Annotated in this window: 25 protein-coding genes, 2 pseudogenes and 1 riboswitch; of the genes and pseudogenes, 14 read left to right on the forward strand and 13 right to left on the reverse strand. The window is 66.6% G+C overall.

Translation table 11 applies throughout. The annotated features are described in order from the left end of the window. The first annotated feature begins 25 nt into the window (after positions 1-25). The 3 genes from ACSX1D_RS16230 to ACSX1D_RS16240 all read left to right on the forward strand — a co-directional run bounded on the left by ACSX1D_RS16230 (position 26) and on the right by ACSX1D_RS16240 (position 2,418). Entirely contained in the window at positions 26-1,024 is a 999-nt protein-coding gene (locus ACSX1D_RS16230) for a methyltransferase (RefSeq protein WP_439859493.1), read from the forward strand. 44 nt (positions 1,025-1,068) lie between these two features. Then, a riboswitch (yybP-ykoY riboswitch) is annotated at positions 1,069-1,210 on the forward strand. 77 nt (positions 1,211-1,287) lie between these two features. Beyond that, positions 1,288-1,869 carry a TMEM165/GDT1 family protein gene (locus ACSX1D_RS16235; RefSeq protein WP_439862346.1) on the forward strand — a complete coding sequence of 194 codons (582 nt, stop codon included), beginning with the start codon at positions 1,288-1,290 and terminating at the stop codon, positions 1,867-1,869. Between the two features lie 105 nt (positions 1,870-1,974). Next, a complete protein-coding gene (locus ACSX1D_RS16240) occupies positions 1,975-2,418 on the forward strand; it encodes a ketosteroid isomerase-related protein (RefSeq protein WP_439859494.1) in 444 nt (147 codons plus the stop codon). Between the two features lie 13 nt (positions 2,419-2,431). Here ACSX1D_RS16240 and ACSX1D_RS16245 read toward each other — a convergent pair whose 3' ends face one another. Beyond that, positions 2,432-3,421, reverse strand: a complete 990-nt coding sequence (locus tag ACSX1D_RS16245; protein WP_439859495.1) for an NAD-dependent epimerase/dehydratase family protein — start codon at positions 3,419-3,421, stop codon at positions 2,432-2,434. 79 nt (positions 3,422-3,500) lie between these two features. Next, positions 3,501-4,322 carry a M48 family metallopeptidase gene (locus ACSX1D_RS16250; protein ID WP_439859496.1) on the reverse strand — a complete coding sequence of 274 codons (822 nt, stop codon included), beginning with the start codon at positions 4,320-4,322 and terminating at the stop codon, positions 3,501-3,503. Positions 4,323-4,493: 171 nt separating this feature from the next. On the opposite strand from ACSX1D_RS16250, the pseudogene ACSX1D_RS16255 reads away from it, so the two are divergent. The 3 genes and pseudogenes from ACSX1D_RS16255 to ACSX1D_RS16265 all read left to right on the forward strand — a co-directional run. Then, positions 4,494-5,343 (forward strand): annotated as a pseudogene (locus tag ACSX1D_RS16255) (cache domain-containing protein); the annotation flags it as partial. Between the two features lie 338 nt (positions 5,344-5,681). Then, positions 5,682-5,741, forward strand: a pseudogene (locus ACSX1D_RS16260) (hypothetical protein); the annotation flags it as partial. A 198-nt stretch (positions 5,742-5,939) separates the two neighbouring features. Next, complete coding sequence (locus ACSX1D_RS16265; RefSeq protein WP_439862347.1) at positions 5,940-6,644, forward strand: methyl-accepting chemotaxis protein; 705 nt, start codon at positions 5,940-5,942, stop codon at positions 6,642-6,644. Between the two features lie 25 nt (positions 6,645-6,669). Here the strand turns inward: ACSX1D_RS16265 and ACSX1D_RS16270 are convergent, their stop codons facing one another. Genes ACSX1D_RS16270 through ACSX1D_RS16280 form a run of 3 tightly spaced genes read right to left on the reverse strand, consistent with a single transcriptional unit; the run spans position 6,670 to position 7,771 of the window. After that, positions 6,670-7,287, reverse strand: coding sequence for an SOS response-associated peptidase (locus ACSX1D_RS16270; RefSeq protein WP_439859497.1), 618 nt, complete (start codon positions 7,285-7,287; stop codon positions 6,670-6,672). A 41-nt stretch (positions 7,288-7,328) separates the two neighbouring features. Then, positions 7,329-7,589, reverse strand: a complete 261-nt coding sequence (locus ACSX1D_RS16275; protein ID WP_439859498.1) for a putative signal transducing protein — start codon at positions 7,587-7,589, stop codon at positions 7,329-7,331. Beyond that, entirely contained in the window at positions 7,589-7,771 is a 183-nt protein-coding gene (locus ACSX1D_RS16280) for a CPXCG motif-containing cysteine-rich protein (protein ID WP_439859499.1), read from the reverse strand. The genes ACSX1D_RS16275 and ACSX1D_RS16280 overlap by 1 nt, the downstream gene beginning before the upstream one ends. Positions 7,772-7,884: 113 nt before the next feature. Between ACSX1D_RS16280 and ACSX1D_RS16285 the strand changes: the two genes are divergently transcribed. Then, positions 7,885-9,051, forward strand: a complete 1,167-nt coding sequence (locus tag ACSX1D_RS16285) for a 1-acyl-sn-glycerol-3-phosphate acyltransferase (protein WP_439859500.1) — start codon at positions 7,885-7,887, stop codon at positions 9,049-9,051. A 72-nt stretch (positions 9,052-9,123) separates the two neighbouring features. Here the strand turns inward: ACSX1D_RS16285 and ACSX1D_RS16290 are convergent, their stop codons facing one another. Then, positions 9,124-9,411: a hypothetical protein gene (locus ACSX1D_RS16290; RefSeq protein ID WP_439859501.1), complete on the reverse strand. Its 288-nt coding sequence runs from the start codon at positions 9,409-9,411 to the stop codon at positions 9,124-9,126. Between the two features lie 392 nt (positions 9,412-9,803). Here ACSX1D_RS16290 and ACSX1D_RS16295 point away from each other — a divergent pair, with 392 nt between their 5' ends. Next, a complete protein-coding gene (locus ACSX1D_RS16295) occupies positions 9,804-10,010 on the forward strand; it encodes a hypothetical protein (protein WP_439859502.1) in 207 nt (68 codons plus the stop codon). 63 nt (positions 10,011-10,073) lie between these two features. Here ACSX1D_RS16295 and ACSX1D_RS16300 read toward each other — a convergent pair whose 3' ends face one another. Beyond that, positions 10,074-10,658: a YajG family lipoprotein gene (locus tag ACSX1D_RS16300; protein WP_439859503.1), complete on the reverse strand. Its 585-nt coding sequence runs from the start codon at positions 10,656-10,658 to the stop codon at positions 10,074-10,076. A gap of 169 nt (positions 10,659-10,827) precedes the next feature. Here ACSX1D_RS16300 and ACSX1D_RS16305 point away from each other — a divergent pair, with 169 nt between their 5' ends. From ACSX1D_RS16305 to ACSX1D_RS16320, 4 genes are all read left to right on the forward strand, one after another. Beyond that, on the forward strand, positions 10,828-11,061 hold the full coding sequence (locus ACSX1D_RS16305; protein WP_439859504.1) for a hypothetical protein: 234 nt from the start codon (positions 10,828-10,830) through the stop codon (positions 11,059-11,061). Positions 11,062-11,527: 466 nt separating this feature from the next. After that, positions 11,528-13,036: a malate dehydrogenase (quinone) gene (gene mqo, locus ACSX1D_RS16310; protein WP_439859505.1), complete on the forward strand. Its 1,509-nt coding sequence runs from the start codon at positions 11,528-11,530 to the stop codon at positions 13,034-13,036. A 146-nt stretch (positions 13,037-13,182) separates the two neighbouring features. Next, the gene (locus ACSX1D_RS16315) at positions 13,183-14,385 is read left to right on the forward strand and encodes an ISL3 family transposase (protein WP_439859130.1); all 1,203 of its coding nucleotides are present in this window, start codon (positions 13,183-13,185) and stop codon (positions 14,383-14,385) included. Positions 14,386-14,495: 110 nt separating this feature from the next. Continuing rightward, positions 14,496-15,698, forward strand: a complete 1,203-nt coding sequence (locus ACSX1D_RS16320; protein WP_439859225.1) for an ISL3 family transposase — start codon at positions 14,496-14,498, stop codon at positions 15,696-15,698. 60 nt (positions 15,699-15,758) lie between these two features. Here the strand turns inward: ACSX1D_RS16320 and ACSX1D_RS16325 are convergent, their stop codons facing one another. From ACSX1D_RS16325 to ACSX1D_RS16335, 3 genes are read right to left on the reverse strand one after another with little or no spacing between them, the layout of a single operon-like run. Continuing rightward, a complete protein-coding gene (locus tag ACSX1D_RS16325) occupies positions 15,759-16,115 on the reverse strand; it encodes a PilZ domain-containing protein (RefSeq protein WP_439859506.1) in 357 nt (118 codons plus the stop codon). Positions 16,116-16,175: 60 nt separating this feature from the next. Next, on the reverse strand, positions 16,176-16,598 hold the full coding sequence (locus ACSX1D_RS16330) for a DUF4124 domain-containing protein (RefSeq protein WP_439859507.1): 423 nt from the start codon (positions 16,596-16,598) through the stop codon (positions 16,176-16,178). A gap of 56 nt (positions 16,599-16,654) precedes the next feature. After that, positions 16,655-17,029: a tetratricopeptide repeat protein gene (locus tag ACSX1D_RS16335; RefSeq protein ID WP_439859508.1), complete on the reverse strand. Its 375-nt coding sequence runs from the start codon at positions 17,027-17,029 to the stop codon at positions 16,655-16,657. Positions 17,030-17,185: 156 nt separating this feature from the next. On the opposite strand from ACSX1D_RS16335, the gene ACSX1D_RS16340 reads away from it, so the two are divergent. Together ACSX1D_RS16340 and pyk are read left to right on the forward strand one after the other, a co-directional pair. Beyond that, positions 17,186-18,112 carry a universal stress protein gene (locus ACSX1D_RS16340; RefSeq protein WP_439859509.1) on the forward strand — a complete coding sequence of 309 codons (927 nt, stop codon included), beginning with the start codon at positions 17,186-17,188 and terminating at the stop codon, positions 18,110-18,112. A 55-nt stretch (positions 18,113-18,167) separates the two neighbouring features. After that, positions 18,168-19,619 (forward strand): pyruvate kinase, encoded by a 1,452-nt coding sequence (gene pyk, locus ACSX1D_RS16345; protein WP_439859510.1) that lies wholly within the window; start codon positions 18,168-18,170, stop codon positions 19,617-19,619. A gap of 99 nt (positions 19,620-19,718) precedes the next feature. Here pyk and ACSX1D_RS16350 read toward each other — a convergent pair whose 3' ends face one another. The 3 genes from ACSX1D_RS16350 to ACSX1D_RS16360 are packed head-to-tail and all read right to left on the reverse strand — an operon-like array spanning position 19,719 to position 22,573. Further along, positions 19,719-20,492 carry an enoyl-CoA hydratase gene (locus ACSX1D_RS16350; RefSeq protein ID WP_439859511.1) on the reverse strand — a complete coding sequence of 258 codons (774 nt, stop codon included), beginning with the start codon at positions 20,490-20,492 and terminating at the stop codon, positions 19,719-19,721. A 22-nt stretch (positions 20,493-20,514) separates the two neighbouring features. Next, the gene (locus tag ACSX1D_RS16355; protein WP_439859512.1) at positions 20,515-21,453 is read right to left on the reverse strand and encodes an iron-sulfur-binding ferredoxin reductase; all 939 of its coding nucleotides are present in this window, start codon (positions 21,451-21,453) and stop codon (positions 20,515-20,517) included. Continuing rightward, a complete protein-coding gene (locus ACSX1D_RS16360) occupies positions 21,446-22,573 on the reverse strand; it encodes a diguanylate cyclase domain-containing protein (RefSeq protein WP_439859513.1) in 1,128 nt (375 codons plus the stop codon). Before ACSX1D_RS16360 ends, ACSX1D_RS16355 begins: the two co-directional genes overlap by 8 nt. Positions 22,574-22,599 lie beyond the last annotated feature (26 nt).

A 22,599-nucleotide genomic window follows, 5' to 3' on the forward strand; every position in this document is an offset into this window, starting at 1 on the left:
CTGCGCGACTTTTCGAGGAGCGCTTATGGACCCGCGAAGCGAAGTGCTGCTGCGTCAGGCCGAACTCTTTGCCGGCGCCACCCTGCTGGCCGGCCTGCCGGCCGACGACCTGCTCGGTCAGTTGCCCGAAGCCCTCGGCTGGAGCTGGCACGCCGGCGACCAGGCCAGCCTTGAGGGCCGCTTTGCCGGGCGCAGCCAGTTCGGCGTGAGCCCACCGGCGGCCGAGTTCGAGGCGGCCGTGCTGTTCCTGCCGAAGTCCCGCGAACTGACCGACTACCTGCTGGCCGCCCTGGCCGCGCGCCTGGCGGGCCGCCGACTGTTCCTGGTCGGCGAGAAGCGCGCCGGCGTCGAACGGGCGGCCAAGCAGCTGGCGACCTTCGGCAGACCGCGCAAGCTCGACAGCGCCCGCCATTGCCAGCTGTGGCAGGTGCAGGTGGACCAGGCGCCGGACAGCCCGGAGCTGGAAAGCCTGGCCCGGCACTACAGCCTGCCGCTGGCGGACGGCCCGCTGGCAGTGGTCAGCCTGCCCGGGGTGTTCAGCCACGGCCGCCTGGACGTCGGCAGCGCCCTGTTGCTGGAGCATCTGGAGCAGCTGCCGGCGGGCCACCTGCTGGACTTCGGCTGCGGCGCCGGCGTGCTCGGCGCCGCCCTCAAGCGCCGCTACCCCGCAAGCCAGGTGAGCCTGCTGGATGTCGACGCCTTTGCCGTGGCCAGCAGCCGCCTGACCCTGGCGGCGAACCGCCTGGAGGCGGAGGTGATCAGCGGCGACGGCATCGATGCCGCGCCCAAGGCGCTGAGCGCCATCCTCAGCAACCCGCCCTTCCACCAGGGCGTGCATACCCACTACCAGGCCACCGAGCAGCTGTTGCGCCAGGCCGGCCAGCATCTGCAACCGGCCGGCCAGCTGCGCCTGGTGGCCAACAGCTTCCTCAAGTACCCACCGCTGATCGAGCAGCACCTGGGCCCCTGCCAGACCCTGGCCGAGGCCAACGGCTTTCGCATCTACCGGGCGAGCAAGCGCTGAACCTGCACCATCGCCTTGCCCAAGCCCATCGGTTTGGGCAGAATGCGCCCGTCCTAGGGGAGTAGTCTCCCGCGAGCCCAGCTGCACCGGCGGCTCGCCCGGCACGCGTCAACATACTTGGTCAACCGACCATGGCGCGTGCGACCCAAGGCCCACACTCCGGGCCTGCGGTTTGACAAGACCTATGACACGCACACCTCACCCGGGGCGGGAAGGTCGTACGTGTCATAGCCAAGTCGACCCGCCCCTCTGGAAGCCCGATGCTGGAATCCCTCGCCGTCCCCACCCTCATCGTCGCCCTCGCCGAAATCGGCGACAAGACGCAACTGCTCGCCTTGTTGCTGGCCGCCCGCTACCGCCGCCCCTGGCCGATCATCGCCGGGATACTGGTCGCCACCCTGGCCAATCACTTGGCCGCCGGCGCATTCGGCACCTGGGTCGCCGGCCTGTTTTCCGCGTCCCAGCTGGGCTGGCTGCTCGCCGCCAGTTTCGCCGCGGTCGCCCTGTGGACCCTGGTCCCCGACCGCCTGGACGACGACGAAGGCTCCGGGCTAAGGCGCCACGGCCCGTTCCTCGCCACCCTGGTGGCCTTCTTCCTCGCCGAGATGGGCGACAAGACCCAGGTCGCCACGGTGATGCTGGCGGCCCAGTACCCGCATTTCCTGCTGGTGGTGCTAGGCACTACCCTGGGCATGCTGATCGCCAACGTGCCGGTGGTGCTGGCCGGCAACTTTGCCGCCGAGCGTCTGCCGCTGACCCTGATCCGCCGCGTCGCGGCCTGCGCCTTCGCCGCCCTGGCGCTCTACGCCGGCTACCAGGCCCTGAAACTGGCGCCCCTGGGCTGAACCACGGCGGTGATACGGGCGAACGAGCCGATATTCGCCCGGCATCCACTGCTGGTATCCTGCGCAACAATCTGCTCAACCCTGCAGGTAGTCATGGAGTGCGTCATGTCATTGGATGATCGGAAACGGCTGGTGCGCCGGCATATCGACCTGTCTTGGAACAAGGGCCATCTGGCCCTGGTCGAGCAACTGCACAGCAAGGACTTTCTCTACAAGAGTTCCTTTGCCGGGCAGCCGCTACGCAGTGCGGCGTTTGCCGATATGGTGCAGGGCATCCGCCGCGCCATGCCGGACCTGGAAGTGGTGGTCGAGGAATGCGTCGCCGAAGGCAACAAGGTGGTCACCTGGAGCACGCTGATCGGCACCATCGAGACGCCGGCCTTCGGCTACCCGCCCAGCGACAAGGTGCTGAGCATCTCGGCCATGGCCTTCTGGACGCTAACCGCGCGCCACGAGATCCAGGAAATCTGCACCATGTTCGACATGGAGAGCTTCCGCGCGCAACTCGGCCTGCACGCGCGGCCTTACGCGGAAAAGGCCCTGCCCTGAGGCAAACCGCACCTCAGACGTCGATGTAGCCGTTCTCCCGAAACCACTGGATGGCGCGCCCCAGGGTGTCGTCCAGTGACTGCTCGGCGACGAAGCCGAGCTCCTCCCGCGCCTTGCTGCCGTCCAGGTACTGCCCGCCCGCCATTACCGCCAGCGCCGTGTCGTCCAGCAGAGGCGCGCGGCCACTGAGCCGGTAGCGCAACCGGCCCAACGCCGCCACGCCCCGGGCCAGCGCCAGGGGCACCGGCCTTGGCGCACGCACACCGAGCAAGGCGGCGATGCGCGCGGTCAGCTCGGCCAGCTGGATGTTCTGCCCGGTAAGCAGGTAACGCTCACCGACCCGCCCGCGCTCCAGGGCCAGTAGCAAGCCGCGCCCCGCCTCCGCCGCGTCGATCAGGTTGCGCGCCCCCGGCACGTAGTGGCGCATCGTGCCGCTGGCGATCGCGGTGATCAGGCGCCCAGTGCTGGGGCCGACATCGAGGGGACCCAGGGTCATACCCGGGATCGCGATGACCACCGGCAAGCCGCAGCGGGCCTGCTCGCGGGCCTGTTCGTCCAGCGCCCACTTGCACAGCAGGTAGGGGTTGCGCCAGCGCGGCATGCCCTCGTAGAACAGCCCCTCATGCCCTGGCAGCCCCCCCGGGTGCCGGGGCAAGGCGATGGCCGCCCCGACATAGAGGATCCGGGGCACCTCGGCCGCCAGGCAGGCGGCATAGAAGTGATTGCTCTGGTCCAGGGCGCAGGCCACCTCATCCTGCCAACGCCGCGGCAGGCCCGGGTAGTGTCCGGCGCAGAACATCACGCCGTCGATGCCCTGCAGCGCCCGGCTCAGCTCGGCATGGTCGAACAGCTCGGCGGCGCGGCATTCGGCCCCCAGATAGGCGAGGCGCTCGATGCGCGAAGACGGCCGATGAATCAGCCGCAGCTGGTGCCCCGCGGCCTTGACCGCCCGGGCGGCGTGATGGCCAAGCAGGCCGGTGGCGCCAAACACGGCATATTTCACGAGTCGCCCTCGCACCAGGGACAGTAAGACGCCCAGCACCGGCCGACCGGTGGCCGGGCGCGACGGCTCGGCAACGGGATCAGCGCGAGGCCTTGGCCTGCTCGTAGAGTGGCATGACCTTCGGGATCGCCGCCTGCAGGGCGGCAATCCGGCTGCTCGACGACGGGTGGGTGCTCATGAACTCCGGCGGTGCGCCATTGCTGGCCTGGGCCATCTTGTGCCACAGGCTGATGGCGGCATTGGGGTTGTAGCCGGCCCGGGCGGCCAGTTCCAGGCCGATCAGGTCGGCCTCGTTCTCGTTGCCGCGACTGTTGGGCAGCGTCAGGCCGTACTGCACCGCCGCGTCGGCGATGGCCATGGTGCCCTCGCCCAAACCGAGCAGCGCGCCGGCCCCCTGCTTGGCGAGGCCCAGGCCGTAGGCCTTGGACATGGCTTCGCGGCTGTGCTCGCGCAGGGCGTGGGCCATTTCGTGGCCCATGATCGCGGCGATCTCATCGTCGGTGAGCCTGAGCTTTTCCATCAGGCCGCTGTAGAAGATGATCTTGCCGCCAGGCCCGCAGTTGGCGTTGAGCTCGTCGTTCTTGATCAGGTTGACCTCCCACTGCCACTGCGCGGCCTCCGGACGGAAGATCGGCGCCTGCTGGATAAGCCGGTCGGTGATCGCGCGCAGGCGCCTGGCATTGGCGCTGCTCTTGTCCAGCACGCCCTTGCTCGCCGCCTCCGCCAGGGTCTGCTGATAGGACTGGGCATACATCTGATTGACTTCCTGGCTCGACAGCATGCCGAGCATGTACTGCTTGCGCTCGACCCCCACCGCTCCGCCGCTGGTGGTGTTGACGGCTTGGCATCCAGCCAGCAGCAGGGCCGCAGTCAGTGCGCAGAGGTATAAAGGCTTGGCCATGGTGCTTCTCCACAAATTTGAGCTCGGTATGCTACGGCCGCGCGGGAATGACCGGCAACCGCGTCGCATCTAGACAGACAGCTGGCGCACGCATTCCGCACAATCGCCCCTCAGTTTTTCTTCGCGCTGCCGATCTAGGGACTGGCGTTCCCCCGCGAGTTTGGAGTCTCCATGAATTTCCGATCCATTCAGTTTTCCGTGGCCGCACTGGCCGGCGCCAGCGTCCTTGCCGTAGTGGTGGCACTGGTGCTGTACGCGCTGTTCGCCGGCGCGCGCACCCAGGAACTGGTGCAACAACGTAGCCAGGTGCTGCTCGAGCAGGTCATCGAGCAGCGCCTGACGGCTCTGGCCGATGCCCAGGTGCTGCAGATCCAGCGCGAACTGGAACTGCCCCTGCAGGTGACGGCCGACCTGGCGCGGGTCAACGCCCTGGTCGGCATGCAGGCGGCCGACGGCGGGCGCCTGTTGTCGCTGAGCCGCGAAGAGCTGTTCAATCTGGTCCGCGAAACCACCGCGCAGAACCCCAAGCTGCTCGGCAGCTACCTGGGCTGGGAAGCCGACGCCTTCGATGGCAACGACCGCTTCTATACCGGCGACCAGGCCGGCGGCAACGACGCGACCGGGCGCTTCACGCCGTGGTGGTTCCGCAATGCCGATGGCAGCCTGGCGCTGGACGTGATCGGCTTCATGGAGAGCGACAAGCTGCTGCCCACCGGCGTGCGCGAAGGCGAGTACTACCTGTGCCCGAAGGAACGCAAGCGGCCCTGCGCCATCGACCCGGCGCCCTACGACGTCGGCGGCAAGATGGTCATGCTGGCCTCCTTCACCACGCCCATCCTGGTCGACGGCCAGTTCCGCGGCATCGCCGGCGCCGACCTGTCGGTGAACTTCATTCAGGACCTGCTGCTGGCCGCCGACCGCAAGCTCTACGACGGCGCCGGCGAACTGGCGCTGATCGCCAGCAACGGCCGCCTGGTGGCCTCGACCCAGGCCCCGGACAAGCTCGGCGAGCCGGCCAACGCACTGCTCGATGCCGCTGCCATGAGCCAGCTCAAGGGCCTGCAACCGGGCCAGAGCCAGTATGCCGTGCAGGTCGCGGACGATCCGGCCGCCGGCCATATCCAGCTGCTGCAGAGCTTCCCGGTCGGCAACACCGATGCACGCTGGACGCTGATGTTGAAACTGCCGCTGAGCACGGTGATGGCCGACCTGCAGGCGCTGCAGAACGACCTGAGCCAGCAACGCGACAGCGACACCCTCGGCATGGCCATGATCGGCCTGCTGATCGCCGCCATCGGCCTGCTGGTGGTGTGGTTCGTCGGCTATGGCATTGCCCGCCCGTTGAAGCAGATGGTCGCCATGCTCGACGACATCGCCCAAGGCGAGGGCGACCTGACCCGCCGCCTGAGCAGTACACGGCGCGATGAGCTGGGCGCCATCGCCGGCGGCTTCAACACCTTCCTCGGCAAGCTGCAGGCGATGATCGGCCAGGTGATCGGCTCGGTGCAGCAGGTCAGCGACTCCTCCGAGCACACCGCCGACATCGCCATTCGCACCAACCAGGGCGTACAGCAGCAGCTGGCGGAGATCGAACTGGTGGCCACCGCGGTGCATGAGATGACCGCCACCGCCCAGGACGTCGCGCGCAACGCCACCCAGGCGGCCGAGGCCGCTCACCACGCTGACCAGGCGGCCAGCCATGGCATGCAGATCGTCCAACAGAGCGCCGACGCGATCGGCGCCCTGGCCGGCGAGATCGGCCGCGCGGTCGGCGTGGTGCAGCACCTGGCCCGGGACAGCGAGAACATCAACGCCATCCTGGTGACGATCCGCAGCATCGCCGAACAGACCAACCTGCTCGCTCTCAACGCCGCGATCGAAGCGGCGCGCGCCGGGGAGCAGGGCCGCGGCTTCGCCGTGGTCGCCGACGAAGTGCGCAACCTGGCGCAGAAGACCCAGCAGGCCACCGGCGAGATCCAGAGCATGATCGAACAGCTGCAGCAGGGCACCCGGGAGGTGGTGAAGGTCATGGAGGACAGCCAGAGCCGCACCGACATCAGCGTGCGCCAGGCCAGCGAGGCTGCCCAGGCCCTGACGTCGATCACCCAGGCGGTCTCGGTGATCAATGACATGAACAACCAGATCGCCAGCGCCGCCGAGGAGCAGAGCGCGGTGGCCGAGGACATCAACCGCAACGTCAGCAATATCGGCCAGGTGGCCAACCAGGTCGCCAGCGGCGCCGACGAGGCCAGCCAGGCCAGTGCCCAGCTGACCAAGCTGGCCGAGCAGCAACGCCGGCTGATCAATCAGTTCAAGGTCTAGCGCCAGCCGCCGCTCGCCGCCGGCGTCAGGCCGGCGTCAGGCACTCCGGGCCATCGAGCCTGGGGTCGTTGACCAGATTGGCCAGCACCCGCTCGCGCAGCGGCGTCGGCGGGCTGGCCAGCAGCGCCAGCAGCTCGGCCTGGGGCGTGTCCTCGGCCAGCCAGGCCGCCTGGCCGGCTTCATCGAGAATCAGCGGGCGCCGCTGGTTGGCCGCCGCCTGGGTCACCAGGGCGGCGCTGAGGTAGACCTGACCTTCCACGGGATAGGCCTCCCACAGTGCGGCGAAATACAGCGTCGAGCCTTCACCGGTCAGCCAATAGGGCCGTTTGCGTGCGCTGCCACGCCACTCGTAGAAGCCGTTGGCCGGCAGCAAGCCGCGACGCTGGCGAAAGGCCTGGCGAAACATCGGCTGCTCGGCCAGGGTCTCGGCGCGCGCCTGGGCCGGGGTCTTCGACAGGTCGGTCAGCCAGGGCGGGGTCAGGCCCCAACGCACGCGGCTCAGCTGGCGTTCGCCGGCGACCTGGCGCAGCAGCAGGACCTGGGCATTGGGCGCGATATTCCAGTGGGGCTGCTGGTCGGCGGGAAAGCCGGGCAGCGCCGCGAACGCGGGCGTCCAGCGGAACAGGGCGTAACGTCCACTCATGGGGCAACTCGATATGGATCAGGCGGGGGCGCTTCTGCCGATCAGCAGATCAGCACGCCCTGTGTATTCTCCGGCTCATCGCCGGGCAGCGGTTGCGCGGCATTGTACGCGGCGATCAACTGCTGTGCGCGCTCGGCCTGGCGATCCTCGACCATCACCCCGAGCAGGCCGCAGGCCGGCAGCTCGCCGACGGCGCCGATCAGGTGGCGACCGCTGAGGTGGGCGTCGATGCCCTCGCTGGCCAGCATGCCCAGCAGCAGCTCGCCTTCCATCAGGTCCAGTGGTTCGTAGATGCGCTGCATCAGTCGTTTTCTCCACGAACATCCAGGGTCCAGTCTACGCCATCGCTGCGCAGGTCGAAGACAATCGGCCGGCAGCACACCGGGCAGTCCTCGATGTACTGCTGATCGCCGGCGGACAGGTCGAGCAGCGCCTCGACGACTTCGCCGCAGTAGGGGCATTGATATTCCTGGGTTTCCAGCATCGCGGCCTCCCTGTGACTTGCGCGTATAATCGCCGGTCTATTGCTGGCCCCGCAGAACCGGGCCCTCACCTTCAACAGGCCTGTTAACCGCAGCCGAACACCGACAAGAGAGCATGATGGGCGAATTCGATGCCATCCGACCCTACGCCGACGCCGAAGTCCCCGCCGTCCTGGCACGCTTGCTGGCCGACGATGCGTTCCTCGACATCCTCACCCAGTTCCGCTTCCCGCGCCTGGCCGGCAACCTCGGCTGGCTGCTTAAACCACTTATAGCCTATCGCCTGCGCCGCGAGTTCAAGGATGTCGCCTCGGTGGCGGCGCTGCAGGACCGGATCGAGCACTACGTCGACCGCACCATCGAGCGCGCCACCGATGGCGTGACCTACTCCGGGGTCGAGCGACTCAAGCCCGGCAGCGCCTACCTGTTCCTCGCCAATCACCGCGACATCGTCATGGACCCGGCCTTCGTCAACTATGCGGTGTACCACGCCGGCCTGCCGACGCCACGCATCGCCATCGGCGACAACCTGCTGCAGAAGCCCTTCGTCAGCGACCTGATGCGCCTGAACAAGAGCTTCATCGTGCACCGCTCGCTCAGCGGCCGCCGCGAGAAGCTCGCCGCCTACCAGCTGCTGTCCGCCTACATCAGCCACTCGATCCGCCAGGATGGCGAGTCGATCTGGATCGCCCAGGCCGAAGGCCGCGCCAAGGACGGCGACGACCGCACCGACTCGGCGATCCTCAAGATGTTCCACATGAGCCGCAAGGACGAGCCGTTCGCCGATGTCATCGCCTCGCTGAAGCTGACGCCGGTGTCGATCAGCTACGAATACGACCCCTGCGACCTGGCCAAGGCGCGCGAGCTGTGCGTGCGCGCCGCAAGCGGTCGCTACGACAAGGCTCCCGGCGAGGACGACCAGAGCATCGCCCTCGGCATCACCGGCTACAAGGGCCGCGTGCATGTGCATTTCGGCGAGCCCCTGAGCAGCTGCCCGGACGACAGCAAGCAGCTGGCCGCCGAGATGGACCGGCAGATACTCGCCGGCTACCGCCTGTTCCCGGTGCACTACCTGGCCTATGCGATGTGGGCCGAGCGCGACCCCGAACTGCAGGTGCCCGAGGCCGCGCAGCTGTTCCCCGCCGAAGAGCTGGCCGCCGCCCAGACCCAGTGGCAGGAGCGCCTGGCGGCCTGTCCGACCGAACAGCAGCCCTACCTGGTGCTGCAATACGCCAACCCGGTGCGCAACCAGTACCGGGTCAAGGCGGGCTTGCCACTCTAGGCGTTCGCCGCGTCATGAAAAAGGCAGCCCGCGGGCTGCCTTTTTTGTCTTCTTGTCGCCCGCAGGCGCCACTCACAGCTTGGTGCTGATCCCCGACACCGCCAGGGCGATCGCCAGGCAGGCATAACCGAAGCGGTAGAAGAAGCGGTTCATCCGCAAGGTCGCCTCGCTCAGCAGGCTGGCCTGGGCGGAGATCCCATCGAGTTCGCTCTCGGCCGCCAGGCGAGCCTGGCCGCGCTGCTCACGCAGACGGGTGGCCAGTAGCAGCCAGGCCCCGGCGACGGCGAAGAACAGCGCCAGTGAGTTGGCCGACTGGGCCGGATGGACAAGGAACAGGGACCAGAGCGCCTGCAGGGACATCAGCAACCTCCACATCACAACGGTGCACGGCCGCGCCGAGTGCACCACAACGGGGAAAAACCAGCTCGCTCCAGCCGCGTGAGGCGATCCGACGGGGGGCCGTCAGCGGACAAAGGCTGCTGATTCAACCATCAGAGACGCAGACCATTCGCCGCGAGCACCGCCATCGATCGCACTTCACACCGCCGCGCCGCAGCGAACCGTCCGAAATACGCCGGGCAGTTTACTGGAGCTCCAGCTTTATAAGACTTGTTCCCGACGAACGTGGGCGCTATCCCGAAATCGTCTTAAGCCATCCCAAAATCGTCATATGACTGGCCTAGGGTTTGAATGCACTTTGCTACGCAACCGCGTTGCGGCTGCGCACTCAACCCGCTCACGGAGACCTGACCATGCTTAACCCGCAACCCGTTGATCGCGACTACCTGATCGACTCGCTGGATGAAGTGGAAGAGCTGATAGATGGACTTTCCTTCAACGTGCAGGACCACCAGTGGCTGGTCTACTGCGCCCTCGGTGGCCACGAACACTATGACCTGCCGGACATCGACCGGCGCACCGGCCTGAGCCTGCCTGAGCTGTATGCCGAAGCGGCCTGAACGCCGCGCGACGCCCAAGAAAAAGCCCGGATGAATCCGGGCTTTTCATTTACGCCTGCCTGCTCACTGGAGCAGCAACTGACCGATGGTCGGGTCCTTGAAGGCGCGGGTCAGTGCGTCGCTCAGCACATCGCTGACCAGCTTGGTGTTGGCTTCCTGATTCGGCGCCATGCCGAAACGCTGGTTCAACGACGCCCCGTAACGACCGCTGTAGCGACGCGAACTGTTCTGCACGTCGGCGCGGATGGTGGCGGTGATGTCCGACTCGGTGACGTACAGCCCCTCTTTCGGCGACTGGTACTTGAGTTCGGCCAGGGTCAGGGTCAGTTGCGGCGCATTGTAGGCGTTCGGCGTCGGGGTGAAGCCGAGCAGGCGCACCGCCGCCTCGGCCTGGGCCTGCAGCTTGGGCAGGATGTCCTGGCCGCTGACGCTGATGGCGCTGGTTTCCGGGTACAGGCCACCACGGGTGCCGAGCACCGGCGACGGACGACCATCGACCACCCGTACCACCACCGGCTGGCCTTGGCCAACGGCCACCAGGGGACTGTTGATCTTCGGTTGCGGGCTGAGTTGTTGCGGGCTGTGCGCACAGCCGGCCAGGGTCAGGCTGGCGACAGCGAACAGTCCAAACAGCAGGCGATGCAGCATGCTCATCTCTCCTTAGAGGGGTGCAAAGTGGCCGGCAGTATAACCAGCGGTTCGATGCGCTAACAGCGTCGCCTGTGTGACACGCCGCGGCGTTCGCGGGTTCCTGTCACTCGCCTGTCATCGCCCCATGGCATAAGACTTTAGTCGTCACCGCCGAGGGTTCTGCACCATGCTGTCGCTACGCTCGCTGTTCGCCCCCCGCCCGCCACTGCGGACCTTTGCCCTGCTCGATGGCCAGGGCCTGTGCCGCGCCTTCCGCCAGTCGGCCCAGGCCCCGTGCGGTGCCGGCTGGATCGAGGTCAACGAACAACGGCTCACCTGGCTGCACCAGCCACTGCCTGCCGGTGCCCGGACTCTGCCAGTCGCCCCGCACCCACCCCTCGGCAAAGCGTTGGCGGCCTGACCAGCGGAAGAAGAAAAGTCACACAGGGCAATCAATTTTTCCGCTTTCGCCTTATAATCGCGCCCCGATTATAAGGACGCCTCCTGATCGGGCCTCGCCGTCCCGCTGATGCATGAGCCATCGGCCTCGCCCCAGAGAGTCGCCCACTTCGCGCTGCCCCTTGCGGTTGCCGCCCGTCATCCCGCTGCAAAGCGCCGTGCCGTAGAGCCACGAGATCTTTGCCTGGACGATACCGGCCAGCCCGGGCCAGACGCGTTTCTTTGAGGTTCACCGCTCCAAAAGAGCGTGAAAAAAACGGTTTCAACAACTTCACAAGAGTGTGGCGAATAATGAACGATCTTGCGGCTGATACAGGCGCTGCCATCCCCTCCGCCACCCAGGGACTGTCCTGCGACCTCTGACACGCGTGACAACACGCTGAGGTCTCTTGCCGTCAATTGGGTACTGATTTTTTGGAGTAGTGGTAATGGCGCACAACGATTACGAAACAGTAGATGTGGTGATGGTCGGGGCCGGCATCATGAGCGCGACCCTGGCCGTGCTGCTGAAGGAACTCGACCCGGGCATGAGCCTGGAAATCATCGAGCTGATGGAGTCCGGAGCGATCGAGAGCTCCAACCCCTGGAACAACGCCGGTACCGGCCATGCCGGGCTGTGCGAGCTGAACTACACGCCGGAGTCGGCGGATGGCTCGATCGACATCAAGAAGTCGGTGACCATCAACACCCAGTTCGAGGAATCCAAGCAGTTCTGGGCCTACCTGATCGAGAAGGGCAGCTTCGGTGCGCCCAAGTCGTTCATCAGCGCGGTGCCGCACCTGAGCTTCGTCCGTGGCCATGAGGGCATCGCCTACCTGAAGAAGCGCTTCAAGGCGCTGACCCAGCACCACGCCTTCGCCGAGATGGAATACAGCGAAGACCGCGCCACCCTGGCCAAGTGGATGCCGCTGATGATGCCGGGCCGCGATCCCAACGAACCGATCGCCGCCACCCGGGTCCTGGGCGGCACCGACGTCAACTTCGGCGCGGTGACCAAGCACCTGCTCGAGCATCTGGCCAAGCAGCCGGACGCCAGGGTCAAATGCAGCCAGAAGGTCACGGGACTGCAGCGCAATCCACAGGGCTGGCGCGTCAGCATCAAGAACCAGATTGACGGCAGCCATCGCGAGATCCAGGCCAAGTTCGTCTTCCTCGGCGCCGGTGGCGCCGCCCTGCCGCTGTTGCAACTGTCCGGAATTCCGGAAGGCAAGGGTTACGGCGGTTTCCCGGTCAGCGGCCAATGGCTGCGCTGCGACAATCCGGAAGTGGTCAAACAGCACCAGGCCAAGGTCTACAGCCAGGCGGCCGTGGGCTCGCCGCCCATGTCGGTACCGCACCTCGATACCCGCGTGGTAGACGGCAAGACCTCGCTGCTGTTCGGCCCCTACGCAGGCTTCTCCACCAAGTTCCTGCGCCACGGCTCCTACCTCGACCTGCCGCTATCGGTGCGCCCGGGCAATATCGGCCCGATGCTGGCGGTGGCCCGCGACAACTTCGACCTGACCCGCTACCTGATCAAGGAAGTGCTGCAGTCCGAGGAGCAGCGCCTGGAAACCCTGCGCGGTTTCTACCCGGAGGCCAAGGCCGAGGACTGGCGCCTGGAAGTGGCCGGCCAGCGCGTGCAGATCATCAAGAAGGACGCCAAGCGCGGCGGCATCCTGCAGTTCGGCACCGAACTGGTCGCCGCCGAGGATGGCTCGATCGCCGCGCTGCTCGGCGCCTCGCCGGGCGCCTCGGTGACCGTTTCGATCATGCTCGACCTGATCCGCCGCTGCTTCCCCGCCCAGGCCAAGTCGGAGCAATGGACCCGCAAGCTGAACGAGATCTTCCCCGCCATGGGTGAGGTCCTGGCCCGCGACCCCGAGCGCTATCGCGAGGTGCAGGCGCGCTCCGATGAGCTGCTGGAGTTGACGGTGAAGGAGCCGGCGGCGGCCTGAGCCGCGTCTCGCCGCGAAGAAAGCCGCCCTCGCGGGCGGTTTTTTTTGGTTCTTCGCGGACTCTGGGGAAAGAGCGAGTTGACAGTCAGGGAAATGGGTAGATTGGCAGTCGCCAAACACACCAACTCCCAGTCCCTGCTGTCGCCGTGCATCCTATTGATCTTGCCGCTTTCTGGCCAGGCTACGAGGTCGTCGCCTGCCGCCCCGCCGCTGAAAACACCCTGCTGATTGAGCTGGAGCCCCAGGCCAACCGGCTACCCCAGTGTGGGCGCTGTGGCCAGCCCTGTCCGTTGATCCACGAACGGCGCATGCGCCAGGTGCGTGACCGTGACCTGCTGGATCGGCGTGTTGTTCTGCAGTTACCCGTGCGCCGCATCGACTGCCTGACCTGTGGACGCGTGACCGAGCGTATCGACTGGTTGGGACCGGCCGCACGCCTGACTCGGCGCTTGCAGATCTGGCTCGAAGGCCTGTTGCAGCTCTTGCCGATAAGCCATGTCAGTCGCCTGACCGGCTTGCACTGGCACACCCTCAAGGCCATCGACAAGCGTCGATTGGAAGCCGCAGTGGGCGCCTTCGAGCCCGCTGACGTGCGGCGCTTGGTGATGGACGAGTTCGCCCTGCACAAGGGCCATCGCTACGCCACGGTGATCATGGATGCCGAGCGAACCCGCGTGCTGTGGGTCGGGCACGGCAACAGCCGCGAGGCTGTTCGGCCGTTCTTCGAGCTGCTTGGCGAGCGCTGCCAGCAGATCGAGGCGGTGGCGATGGACATGAACACGGCCTTCGACCTGGAGGTGAAGCGCCATTGCCCGCGGGCCGAGGTGGTGTACGACCTGTTCCATGTGGTGGCGCGCTACGGCCGCGAGGTGATCGACCGTATCCGCGTCGACCAGGCCAACCTGCTACGGCATGACAAACCGGCGCGCCAAGTGGTCAAGAGCAGTCGCTGGTTGCTGCTGCGCAACCGGGCCAACCTCAAGAGCGAGCAGGCGGTGCAGTTGCAGGAGCTGCTGCAAGCCAATCAATCACTGGCCACCGTCTACCTGCTCAAGGATGCGCTCAAGGACATCTGGTACGCGCCCGGCGTCTGGGAGGGCTGGCGGCGCTGGCGGGACTGGCAACGGCACGTCCGGGACAGTAGCCTGGCGCCGCTGCAGCGCTTCGCCAAGAACCTCAGGCGTTACCTCCGCGGCATCCTCGCCAGTGCCCGCTTCCCGATGCACACCAGCGTGCTGGAGGGGGTGAACAACCGCATCAAGGTCATCAAGCGCATGGCCTATGGCTTCCGCGACTCGGACTACTTCTTCCTGAAAATCAAGGCCGCCTTCCCCGGGAAAGTGCGATGAACCTTTTTTTTGGTTCTTCGCGGACTCTGGGGAAAGAGCGAGTTGACAGTCAGGGAAATGGGTAGATTGGCAGTCGCCAAACACACCAACTCCCAGTCCCTGCTGTCGCCGTGCATCCTATTGATCTTGCCGCTTTCTGGCCAGGCTACGAGGTCGTCGCCTGCCGCCCCGCCGCTGAAAACACCCTGCTGATTGAGCTGGAGCCCCAGGCCAACCGGCTACCCCAGTGTGGGCGCTGTGGCCAGCCCTGTCCGTTGATCCACGAACGGCGCATGCGCCAGGTGCGTGACCGTGACCTGCTGGATCGGCGTGTTGTTCTGCAGTTACCCGTGCGCCGCACCGACTGCCTGACCTGTGGACGCGTGACCGAGCGTATCGACTGGTTGGGACCGGCCGCACGCCTGACTCGGCGCTTGCAGATCTGGCTCGAAGGCCTGTTGCAGCTCTTGCCGATAAGCCATGTCAGTCGCCTGACCGGCTTGCACTGGCACACCCTCAAGGCCATCGACAAGCGTCGATTGGAAGCCGCAGTGGGCGCCTTCGAGCCCGCTGACGTGCGGCGCTTGGTGATGGACGAGTTCGCCCTGCACAAGGGCCATCGCTACGCCACGGTGATCATGGATGCCGAGCGAACCCGCGTGCTGTGGGTCGGGCACGGCAACAGCCGCGAGGCTGTTCGGCCGTTCTTCGAGCTGCTTGGCGAGCGCTGCCAGCAGATCGAGGCGGTGGCGATGGACATGAACACGGCCTTCGACCTGGAGGTGAAGCGCCATTGCCCGCGGGCCGAGGTGGTGTACGACCTGTTCCATGTGGTGGCGCGCTACGGCCGCGAGGTGATCGACCGTATCCGCGTCGACCAGGCCAACCTGCTACGGCATGACAAACCGGCGCGCCAAGTGGTCAAGCGCAGTCGCTGGTTGCTGCTGCGCAACCGGGCCAACCTCAAGAGCGAGCAGGCGGTGCAGTTGCAGGAGCTGCTGCAAGCCAATCAATCACTGGCCACCGTCTACCTGCTCAAGGATGCGCTCAAGGACATCTGGTACGCGCCCGGCGTCTGGGAGGGCTGGCGGCGCTGGCGGGACTGGCAACGGCACGTCCGGGACAGTAGCCTGGCGCCGCTGCAGCGCTTCGCCAAGAACCTCAGGCGTTACCTCCGCGGCATCCTCGCCAGTGCCCGCTTCCCGATGCACACCAGCGTGCTGGAGGGGGTGAACAACCGCATCAAGGTCATCAAGCGCATGGCCTATGGCTTCCGCGACTCGGACTACTTCTTCCTGAAAATCAAGGCCGCCTTCCCCGGGAAAGTGCGATGAACCTTTTTTTTCGCCCGGACAAAGGCCCTACCGTGACAGGTTTAGCGGGTTCGGCGCGGCCTAGGCCGAGGCGGCCAGTGGGCGAAAGCTGAAGTATCGACGCAGGGCATCGACCATCTCGACGTACTCGGCAGGCGGCGCGACCAGGGCGAAACCTGAGTCGAAGTAGCCCGGCGAGACATCTTCGCGGGACCATTGGCAGGTTGCGGAAAAATCGATGAAGCGCGGCCCCTCCACCCCGGGGATTTTCAGGCGCAGCTCGAAGCGCCCGCCCACCAGCAGCGGCAATTGACTGATCAGCATCAGACCGTCCAACGACACGTTGCCGATGTACCCCATCGGCTTGTCGGTAATTCGGTTGAACACCTTCAGATAGCTGGGCAGCTGGTGGCGTTCGATATGGCGCTGGGCTGGCATAGTGGCGCATCGCATTGGATGGCCCTTGAGTAGGACCGCACTACTGCAGTTGGAGCCGCTTCAGGCACATCGCGCGGAAAGGCGCTCGCGCAGCTGGCGGCGAACGGCGTCGAGTTCTTCATCACTGTAGTACGTGCGCTCGCCATTCGCCTCTTCCTGGAAGTAGCGCCGGCCCTCGGGCAACTGGGCCAGACGCTGGCGCAGCACCCGGCATTCGCTGTCACGTTCGGCCTGACGCTCCGCCGAGGCGGCCGCCGCCTGGGCCTGCTCCTGGCGACGGGCATCGTAGAAACGCTCGGTACGCTGCAGGCGCTCACGGGTGGCGGCATCCCGCTCGACGACCTGCGGCCTGACCTCGACCTGCTCGGCGCCGGCGCCGGCCGGGCGCTGGCCGAAGTGCACCTGGCCGTTGGCGTCGACCCAGCGATAGATCTCCGCCGTCGCCAACCCTGGCAACAGCAACAGGCAAAGCCATCCTCGCATGTCTTTCTCCCTGAACATCCTCTTGAGCCTGGCGCGGCGCGCGACCGCCCGCCCGGCTAACGGGCGACCGGCAAGGCCGTGGCCGCCTCCGCCTGGTCATAGTGACCGAGCTGGCGCAGCGTTTCCAGACGCGCCTTGGCACGGAAGCCATACTCGCTGCTCGGATAACGACTGATGATGAACTGGTAGGTCTGGGCCGCGTCGACGAACAGGTTCTGCCGCTCCAGGCATTGCCCACGCAGCAGGGATATTTCCGGCTGCAGGTAGCTGCGCGCGCGACTCTTGCGCTCGGCCTGGGACAGTTCGAGCATCACCTCGTCGCACTCGCCCTGCTCATAGGCGCGATAGGCATTGTTCAGGTGATGGTCGAGCGACCAACGGGTACAACCGGCTGCGCTCAGCGCCAGGGTCAGGATCAACAGGGTTCGCATGGGCCTCTCCTCCACTGCGCACTGTATCGACCGAACTCGGAATAACTTCAGGCCGGCGCACCCGAGGCGAACGCTGCGGCACCTGCGACTATGCTCAATAGGGATAAGTGCCGATGCCCCACACGGGGCAGTTCCTACGCAGCGAGGCTCAGATCCATGCGTCTGCACCAATTACTGGTGGTCATCGAACCCCATCAAAGCCGTCAGCCGGCCCTCGAGCGTGCCGTCTGGCTGGCCCGCAAACATCCGGCGGCGCTGTACCTGCTGCTGGTCGAGTACAGCGCCGCCCTGGATGCCAGTCGCTTCTTCGACAGTGCCCTGCAGGTGCGCGCCCGCGCCGCCCTGCTCGAGCAGCGCGGCACCTGGCTGGAGGAGCTGGTCGCGCCGCTGCGCGCCGAAGGCCTGGAACTGCACCTGGACGTGCGCTGGGGCAAGCCGCCCCATGCGCTGATCGAGGAAAAGGTGGCCGAGATGAGTCCCGATCTGGTGCTCAAGTCGATGGCCCACGAAACCCTGCTGCAGCGTCTGATGCACAACAACAGCTGCTGGCAGCTGGTGCGCCACTGCCCGCTGCCGCTGTGGCTGGTGCAGCACGGCGAATGGCAGGGAGGCACGCTGTGCGCCGCCCTCGATCCCTTGCACAGCGCCGACAAGCCCGCGGCCCTCGACCACCAGCTGATCCGCGCGGCCATCGGTCTCAGCGAGCAGTTCGGCGTCGAGGCCCACTACCTGCACTGCCACGCGCCGCTGCCGCGCAGCCTGGTGTTCGACGCCGAGCTGGTGACCAACTACGAGGACTACGTGTCGCGCAGCGCCGCGCAACACCGCGAGGCCTTCGAGCAACTGCTCGGCCAGTACCCCATCGCCCTGCCCGATACCCACCTGGTCGAGGGTTTCGCCGAGGAAGTGCTGCCGCGCTTCGTCAGCGAGCAGCACATCGATCTGCTGCTGATGGGCGCCATCGCCCGCGGTCATCTGGACACGGCGCTGATCGGGCATACCGCCGAACGCATCCTGGAAAGCGTGCAGTGCGACCTGCTGATACTCAAAGCCGACACGCAAAGTAGTGCAGAGGAACAATGACTACAGGGGGCCGGCATAGTAGCCTCGCGGCTAGCTGCAACTCAGGAGTCTGCGCATGCCCTTTCGCCGCACCAAAATCGTCGCCACCCTCGGCCCGTCCAGCAACTCGCCCGAAGTCCTCGAAAAACTGATCGTCGCCGGCCTCGATGTGGCCCGGCTGAACTTCTCCCACGGCTCGCCGGACGAGCACAAGGCCCGTGCCAAGCTGGTGCGCGAGCTGGCCGCCAAGCATGGCCGGCACGTCGCCCTGCTCGGCGACCTGCAGGGCCCGAAGATCCGCATCGCCAAGTTCGCCGGCAAACGCATCGAGCTGCAGGTCGGTGACCGCTTCACCTTCTCCACCAGCCATCCGCTGACCGAGGGTAACCAGGCCATCGTCGGTATCGACTACCCGGACCTGGTCAAGGACTGCGGCGTGGGCGACGAGTTGCTGCTCGACGACGGCCGCGTGGTCATGCGCGTCGACAGCGCCACCGAAGACGCGCTGCACTGCTCGGTGCTGATCGGCGGCCCGCTGTCCGACCACAAGGGCATCAACCGCCGCGGCGGCGGCCTGACCGCACCGGCGCTGACCGACAAGGACAAGGCCGACATCAAGCTGGCCGCGGAAATGCAACTGGACTACCTGGCGGTATCCTTCCCGCGTGACGCCACGGACATGGAGTATGCCCGTCAGCTGCGCGACGAGGCCGGCGGCAGCGCCTGGCTGGTGGCGAAGATCGAGCGCGCCGAGGCGGTGGCCGACGACGAGACTCTCGATGGCCTGATCCGCGCCAGTGACGCGGTGATGGTCGCGCGCGGCGACCTCGGCGTGGAAATCGGCGACGCCGAGCTGGTCGGCATCCAGAAAAAGATCATCCTGCACGCGCGCCGACACAACAAGGCGGTGATCACCGCCACGCAGATGATGGAGTCGATGATCCAGAACCCGATGCCAACCCGCGCGGAAGTCTCCGACGTGGCCAACGCCGTGCTCGACTACACCGACGCGGTGATGCTCTCCGCGGAAAGCGCCGCCGGCGCCTATCCGCTGGAAGCGGTGCAGGCCATGGCGCGCATCTGCGTCGGCGCGGAGAAGCACCCGACCAGCCAGCAGTCCAGCCACCGCATCGGCAAGTCCTTCGAACGCTGCGACGAGAGCATCGCCCTGGCGGCCATGTACACCGCCAACCACTTCCCCGGGGTCAAGGCGATCATCGCCCTGACCGAGAGCGGCTACACGCCCTTGATCATGTCGCGGATTCGCTCCGCCGTGCCGATCTTCGCCTTCTCCCCGCACCGCGCCACCCAGGCCCGCGCGGCGCTGTTCCGCGGCGTCTACACCGTGCCCTTCGACCCGGCCGCGCTGCCTGCGGAGCAGGTCAGCCAGGCGGCGGTGGACGAGCTGCTCAAGCGCGGCGTGGTGGCGCCGGGCGACTGGGTGATCCTGACCAAGGGCGACAGTTACCACACCATCGGCGGCACCAACGGCATGAAGATGCTGCATGTCGGCGAGAAGCTGGTGTAACAACGCCGGAGACACGAAGGCCGCTCGATGAGCGGCCTTTTCGTTTGTGCGGCGTAGGGTGCGCCATGCGAACCGACATTTGGGTGCGCACGGCGCACCCTACGCGAACGTGGAAAAATCCGCCGGACGCCGCTGCATGAAGGCGGTCAGTGCCTCGATGGCCTCCGCCGAGCGCAGGCGCTGGCCGAACAGGGCGCCCTCTTCCTCGATCACCCGACGCAGTTTCTCGCGGCCCGGCGCGCGCATCAGGCGCTTGCTGTCCGCCACCGCCGAGGGCGCCAGGTGGCGGAAGCCCAGGGCCATTTCCCGGGCCCTGGCCAGGGTCGCCGCGCCGTCTGCCAAGACCTGATTGGCCAGCCCCCAGTCAGCCGCCTGTTCGCCGCTGAAGGACTCGCCCAGGAGCAGCAGTTCGGCGGCCCTGGCATGCCCCAGCAGTCGCGGCAGGATCAGGCTGGAGCCGAACTCCGGACACAGCCCCAGGTTGACGAAGGGCATCTTCAGCCTGGCATCGCGGCTGACATAGACCAGGTCGCAATGCAGCAGGAGCGTGGTGCCGATGCCCACCGCCGGCCCGCAGACTGCGGCCACCACCGGCTTGCTGAAGTCGAACAGCGCCCGCATGAACTGGAACACTTCGCTGCCGGGCCCGGTGGGCGGCGCCTGGATAAAATCGGCCACATCGTTGCCGCTGGTGAAGCACTCGGCGCCGCCGCTGAGCAGCACCGCGCGCACGCTGGCGTCCTGCTCGGCCTGCTGCAGCGCCGCGGTCAGGCTGCCATACATGGCACGGGTCAGGGCATTCTTCTTGTCCGGACGGTTGAGGCGCAGGGTCAGCAATCCCGGCTCACGTTCAACCAGCAAGTGCTCGCTCATCGGTCATCCTCGGGCGGCGCCATCAGGCGTGCGGCAGGAACAGGTCGGCGAACACCTGGTTGCGCGGAACACCAGCCAGATACAGGCGCCGCGCAAAGGTTTCGACACTAGCGGGGTGGCCGCAGAGTAAGGCGAGGGATTTGCGCGCGACAAGGCGCAGTTCGGCCAAAGCCTCGGGCAACTGTGCCGCGCTGGCTTGCTCGACCCGCAGCTGTGGATGAGCTGCGGCCAGTTCGGCCAGGGGCTCAGCGAGGTAGTGCTCGGCATCTTCCTGGGCCAGGTGAATGACCCGGATGCTGCCCTGATGCTCCTGGCGCAGCGCCTCGCGCAGGATGCCGTAAAGCGGCGCCAGGCCGGTGCCCGCGGCCAGCAGCCAGAGCGGGCGTGCCTGCCAGTCCGGATCGTAGTGCAGCGCGCCGCCGCGCAGCTCGCCCAGACGCAGGCTGTCACCCGGGCGAAAAGCCCGCGCGGCATCGCTGAAGGCGCCGCGCTGCCGGCAATCGAGGTGGAACTCCAGCCAGGGGTCTTCGCCGGGCAGGCTGGCCAGCGAGTAGGGCCGGGCCACCCCGCCCTCGGTCCACAGCACCAGGTGCTGGCCGGCCCGGTAACGCAGCGCCTGCAGCGGCGTCAGGCGCAGGCGCAGCACGTTGGGGCTGAGCCAGTCGCAACTGGCGATGCGCGCCGCTCGACCATCGCGCACGGGGTCGAACACCTCGACCTGCAGGTCATCGACGATCCGGCACTGGCAGGCCAGCCGCCAGCCCTGCTCGCGACGCTCGCCATCGAGGGCCTCGGGCTTGGCATCCAGGGGCTCGCCGTGCAGGCAGCGCACCAGACAGGCGTGACAACTACCGGCGCGGCAACTGTAGGGCACGGCAACGCCGCCCGCGAGCAGGGCATCGAGCAGGTTGCTGGCGGGATCGACGGTCAGGCACTGTTCGCCCACCCGCAGTTCAGGCATCGACTTCCTCCCAGGCCGCCGCGCAGCGATTGCGACCGCTGCGCTTGGCCTGGTACAGCGCCTGATCGGCGCGATGCAGCGCCTCGTCCAGATCATCGTGCTTGGTCAACAGGGTCATTCCGATGGACAAACTCAGGTCGTCCACCTTAACACCCAATGGCTCGGCCCGGCTGAAGGCGTCACGCAGGCGCTCGCAACAGGTGGCGAACTGATCGCAGTCGGTGTTGGGCAGCAGCAGCACGAACTCCTCTCCGCCGTAGCGGGCGAGGACGTCGCGGTCGCGCAGGCAGGAGCGCGCAACCACCGCGAACGTCTGCAGCACCCGGTCACCCGCGGCATGGCCGTGGAGATCGTTGATTCGCTTGAAATGATCCAGATCGATCAGGGCCAGGCCGTGCTGGCGGCCACCATCCAGATGCTCGAGCTCGCGACTGGCCAGACGCAGGAAATGCCGACGATTGAACAGGCCGGTCAACTCGTCCGTCGCCGCCAGGTCCTCCAGCTGGCGCATCATGCCGCGCAGGGTGTCCTGGTGGGCCTGCAGGGCGAAGCGGCGCTGCAGCATGCGCTGGCGCATGGTTTGCACATAGCTGGCGTACAGGCTCATCCACAGCAGAACCGCGGCCAGGACGCTGACCTGCAGGAAAGCCGCTGCCGGTTCGGCCAGGCGCGCGGTGAAGGCTTCGAAGAGAATCAACCCGGCGAAGCCGCCGAAGGCCAACACGGCGCAGCGGGCAAAGACCCTGGGCGGCAGCTCGAACACGCCGAACAGCAGGATCAGCAGGTAGACCACCAGCAGGCTGCCGCGCCCCTGTTCGAACTGGGCCAGCAGCAGCGTCAGCCAGAACAGGGCCATCAGCACCTGCGCCTCGGTCAGGCTGGGATCCTTGAAGCGCAGATTCTTGCCGCGGCGAAACAGCGCAAAGAAACACAGCTGGCTGGCTGTCACCAGCCCACCGATCAGCAGCGCAGCCGGCACGCTGGCCTGCAGCAAACCACTGAGCATGGCCACGACACAGAGCAGCGCCGTCAGGGCATAGGTGGCCACCGCCATGCCGAAGCGCTTGAACAACAGACTCTGTAACCTGCGTTGTTTGACCCGCTGGCTGCTCGAGCTCATGGGGTTATGGGCTCCATCCCATACTG

Source organism: Pseudomonas sp. MBLB4136, assembly GCF_051904765.1.
GTDB lineage: Bacteria > Pseudomonadota > Gammaproteobacteria > Pseudomonadales > Pseudomonadaceae > Aquipseudomonas.

Coding starts and splice junctions, on each gene's coding strand:
- pyk (WP_439859510.1), top strand. CDS start 18,168: ATGCCCTTTCGCCGCACCAAAATCGTCGCCACCCTCGGCCCGTCCAGC.
- mqo (WP_439859505.1), top strand. CDS start 11,528: ATGGCGCACAACGATTACGAAACAGTAGATGTGGTGATGGTCGGGGCC.
- ACSX1D_RS16355 (WP_439859512.1), bottom strand. CDS start 21,453: ATGCCTGAACTGCGGGTGGGCGAACAGTGCCTGACCGTCGATCCCGCC.
- ACSX1D_RS16350 (WP_439859511.1), bottom strand. CDS start 20,492: ATGAGCGAGCACTTGCTGGTTGAACGTGAGCCGGGATTGCTGACCCTG.
- ACSX1D_RS16270 (WP_439859497.1), bottom strand. CDS start 7,287: ATGAGTGGACGTTACGCCCTGTTCCGCTGGACGCCCGCGTTCGCGGCG.
- ACSX1D_RS16325 (WP_439859506.1), bottom strand. CDS start 16,115: ATGCCAGCCCAGCGCCATATCGAACGCCACCAGCTGCCCAGCTATCTG.
- ACSX1D_RS16330 (WP_439859507.1), bottom strand. CDS start 16,598: ATGCGAGGATGGCTTTGCCTGTTGCTGTTGCCAGGGTTGGCGACGGCG.
- ACSX1D_RS16250 (WP_439859496.1), bottom strand. CDS start 4,322: ATGGCCAAGCCTTTATACCTCTGCGCACTGACTGCGGCCCTGCTGCTG.
- ACSX1D_RS16230 (WP_439859493.1), top strand. CDS start 26: ATGGACCCGCGAAGCGAAGTGCTGCTGCGTCAGGCCGAACTCTTTGCC.
- ACSX1D_RS16335 (WP_439859508.1), bottom strand. CDS start 17,029: ATGCGAACCCTGTTGATCCTGACCCTGGCGCTGAGCGCAGCCGGTTGT.
- ACSX1D_RS16340 (WP_439859509.1), top strand. CDS start 17,186: ATGCGTCTGCACCAATTACTGGTGGTCATCGAACCCCATCAAAGCCGT.
- ACSX1D_RS16275 (WP_439859498.1), bottom strand. CDS start 7,589: ATGCAGCGCATCTACGAACCACTGGACCTGATGGAAGGCGAGCTGCTG.
- ACSX1D_RS16300 (WP_439859503.1), bottom strand. CDS start 10,658: ATGCTGCATCGCCTGCTGTTTGGACTGTTCGCTGTCGCCAGCCTGACC.
- ACSX1D_RS16285 (WP_439859500.1), top strand. CDS start 7,885: ATGATGGGCGAATTCGATGCCATCCGACCCTACGCCGACGCCGAAGTC.
- ACSX1D_RS16295 (WP_439859502.1), top strand. CDS start 9,804: ATGCTTAACCCGCAACCCGTTGATCGCGACTACCTGATCGACTCGCTG.
- ACSX1D_RS16280 (WP_439859499.1), bottom strand. CDS start 7,771: ATGCTGGAAACCCAGGAATATCAATGCCCCTACTGCGGCGAAGTCGTC.
- ACSX1D_RS16240 (WP_439859494.1), top strand. CDS start 1,975: ATGTCATTGGATGATCGGAAACGGCTGGTGCGCCGGCATATCGACCTG.
- ACSX1D_RS16265 (WP_439862347.1), top strand. CDS start 5,940: ATGACCGCCACCGCCCAGGACGTCGCGCGCAACGCCACCCAGGCGGCC.
- ACSX1D_RS16305 (WP_439859504.1), top strand. CDS start 10,828: ATGCTGTCGCTACGCTCGCTGTTCGCCCCCCGCCCGCCACTGCGGACC.
- ACSX1D_RS16360 (WP_439859513.1), bottom strand. CDS start 22,573: ATGAGCTCGAGCAGCCAGCGGGTCAAACAACGCAGGTTACAGAGTCTG.
- ACSX1D_RS16290 (WP_439859501.1), bottom strand. CDS start 9,411: ATGTCCCTGCAGGCGCTCTGGTCCCTGTTCCTTGTCCATCCGGCCCAG.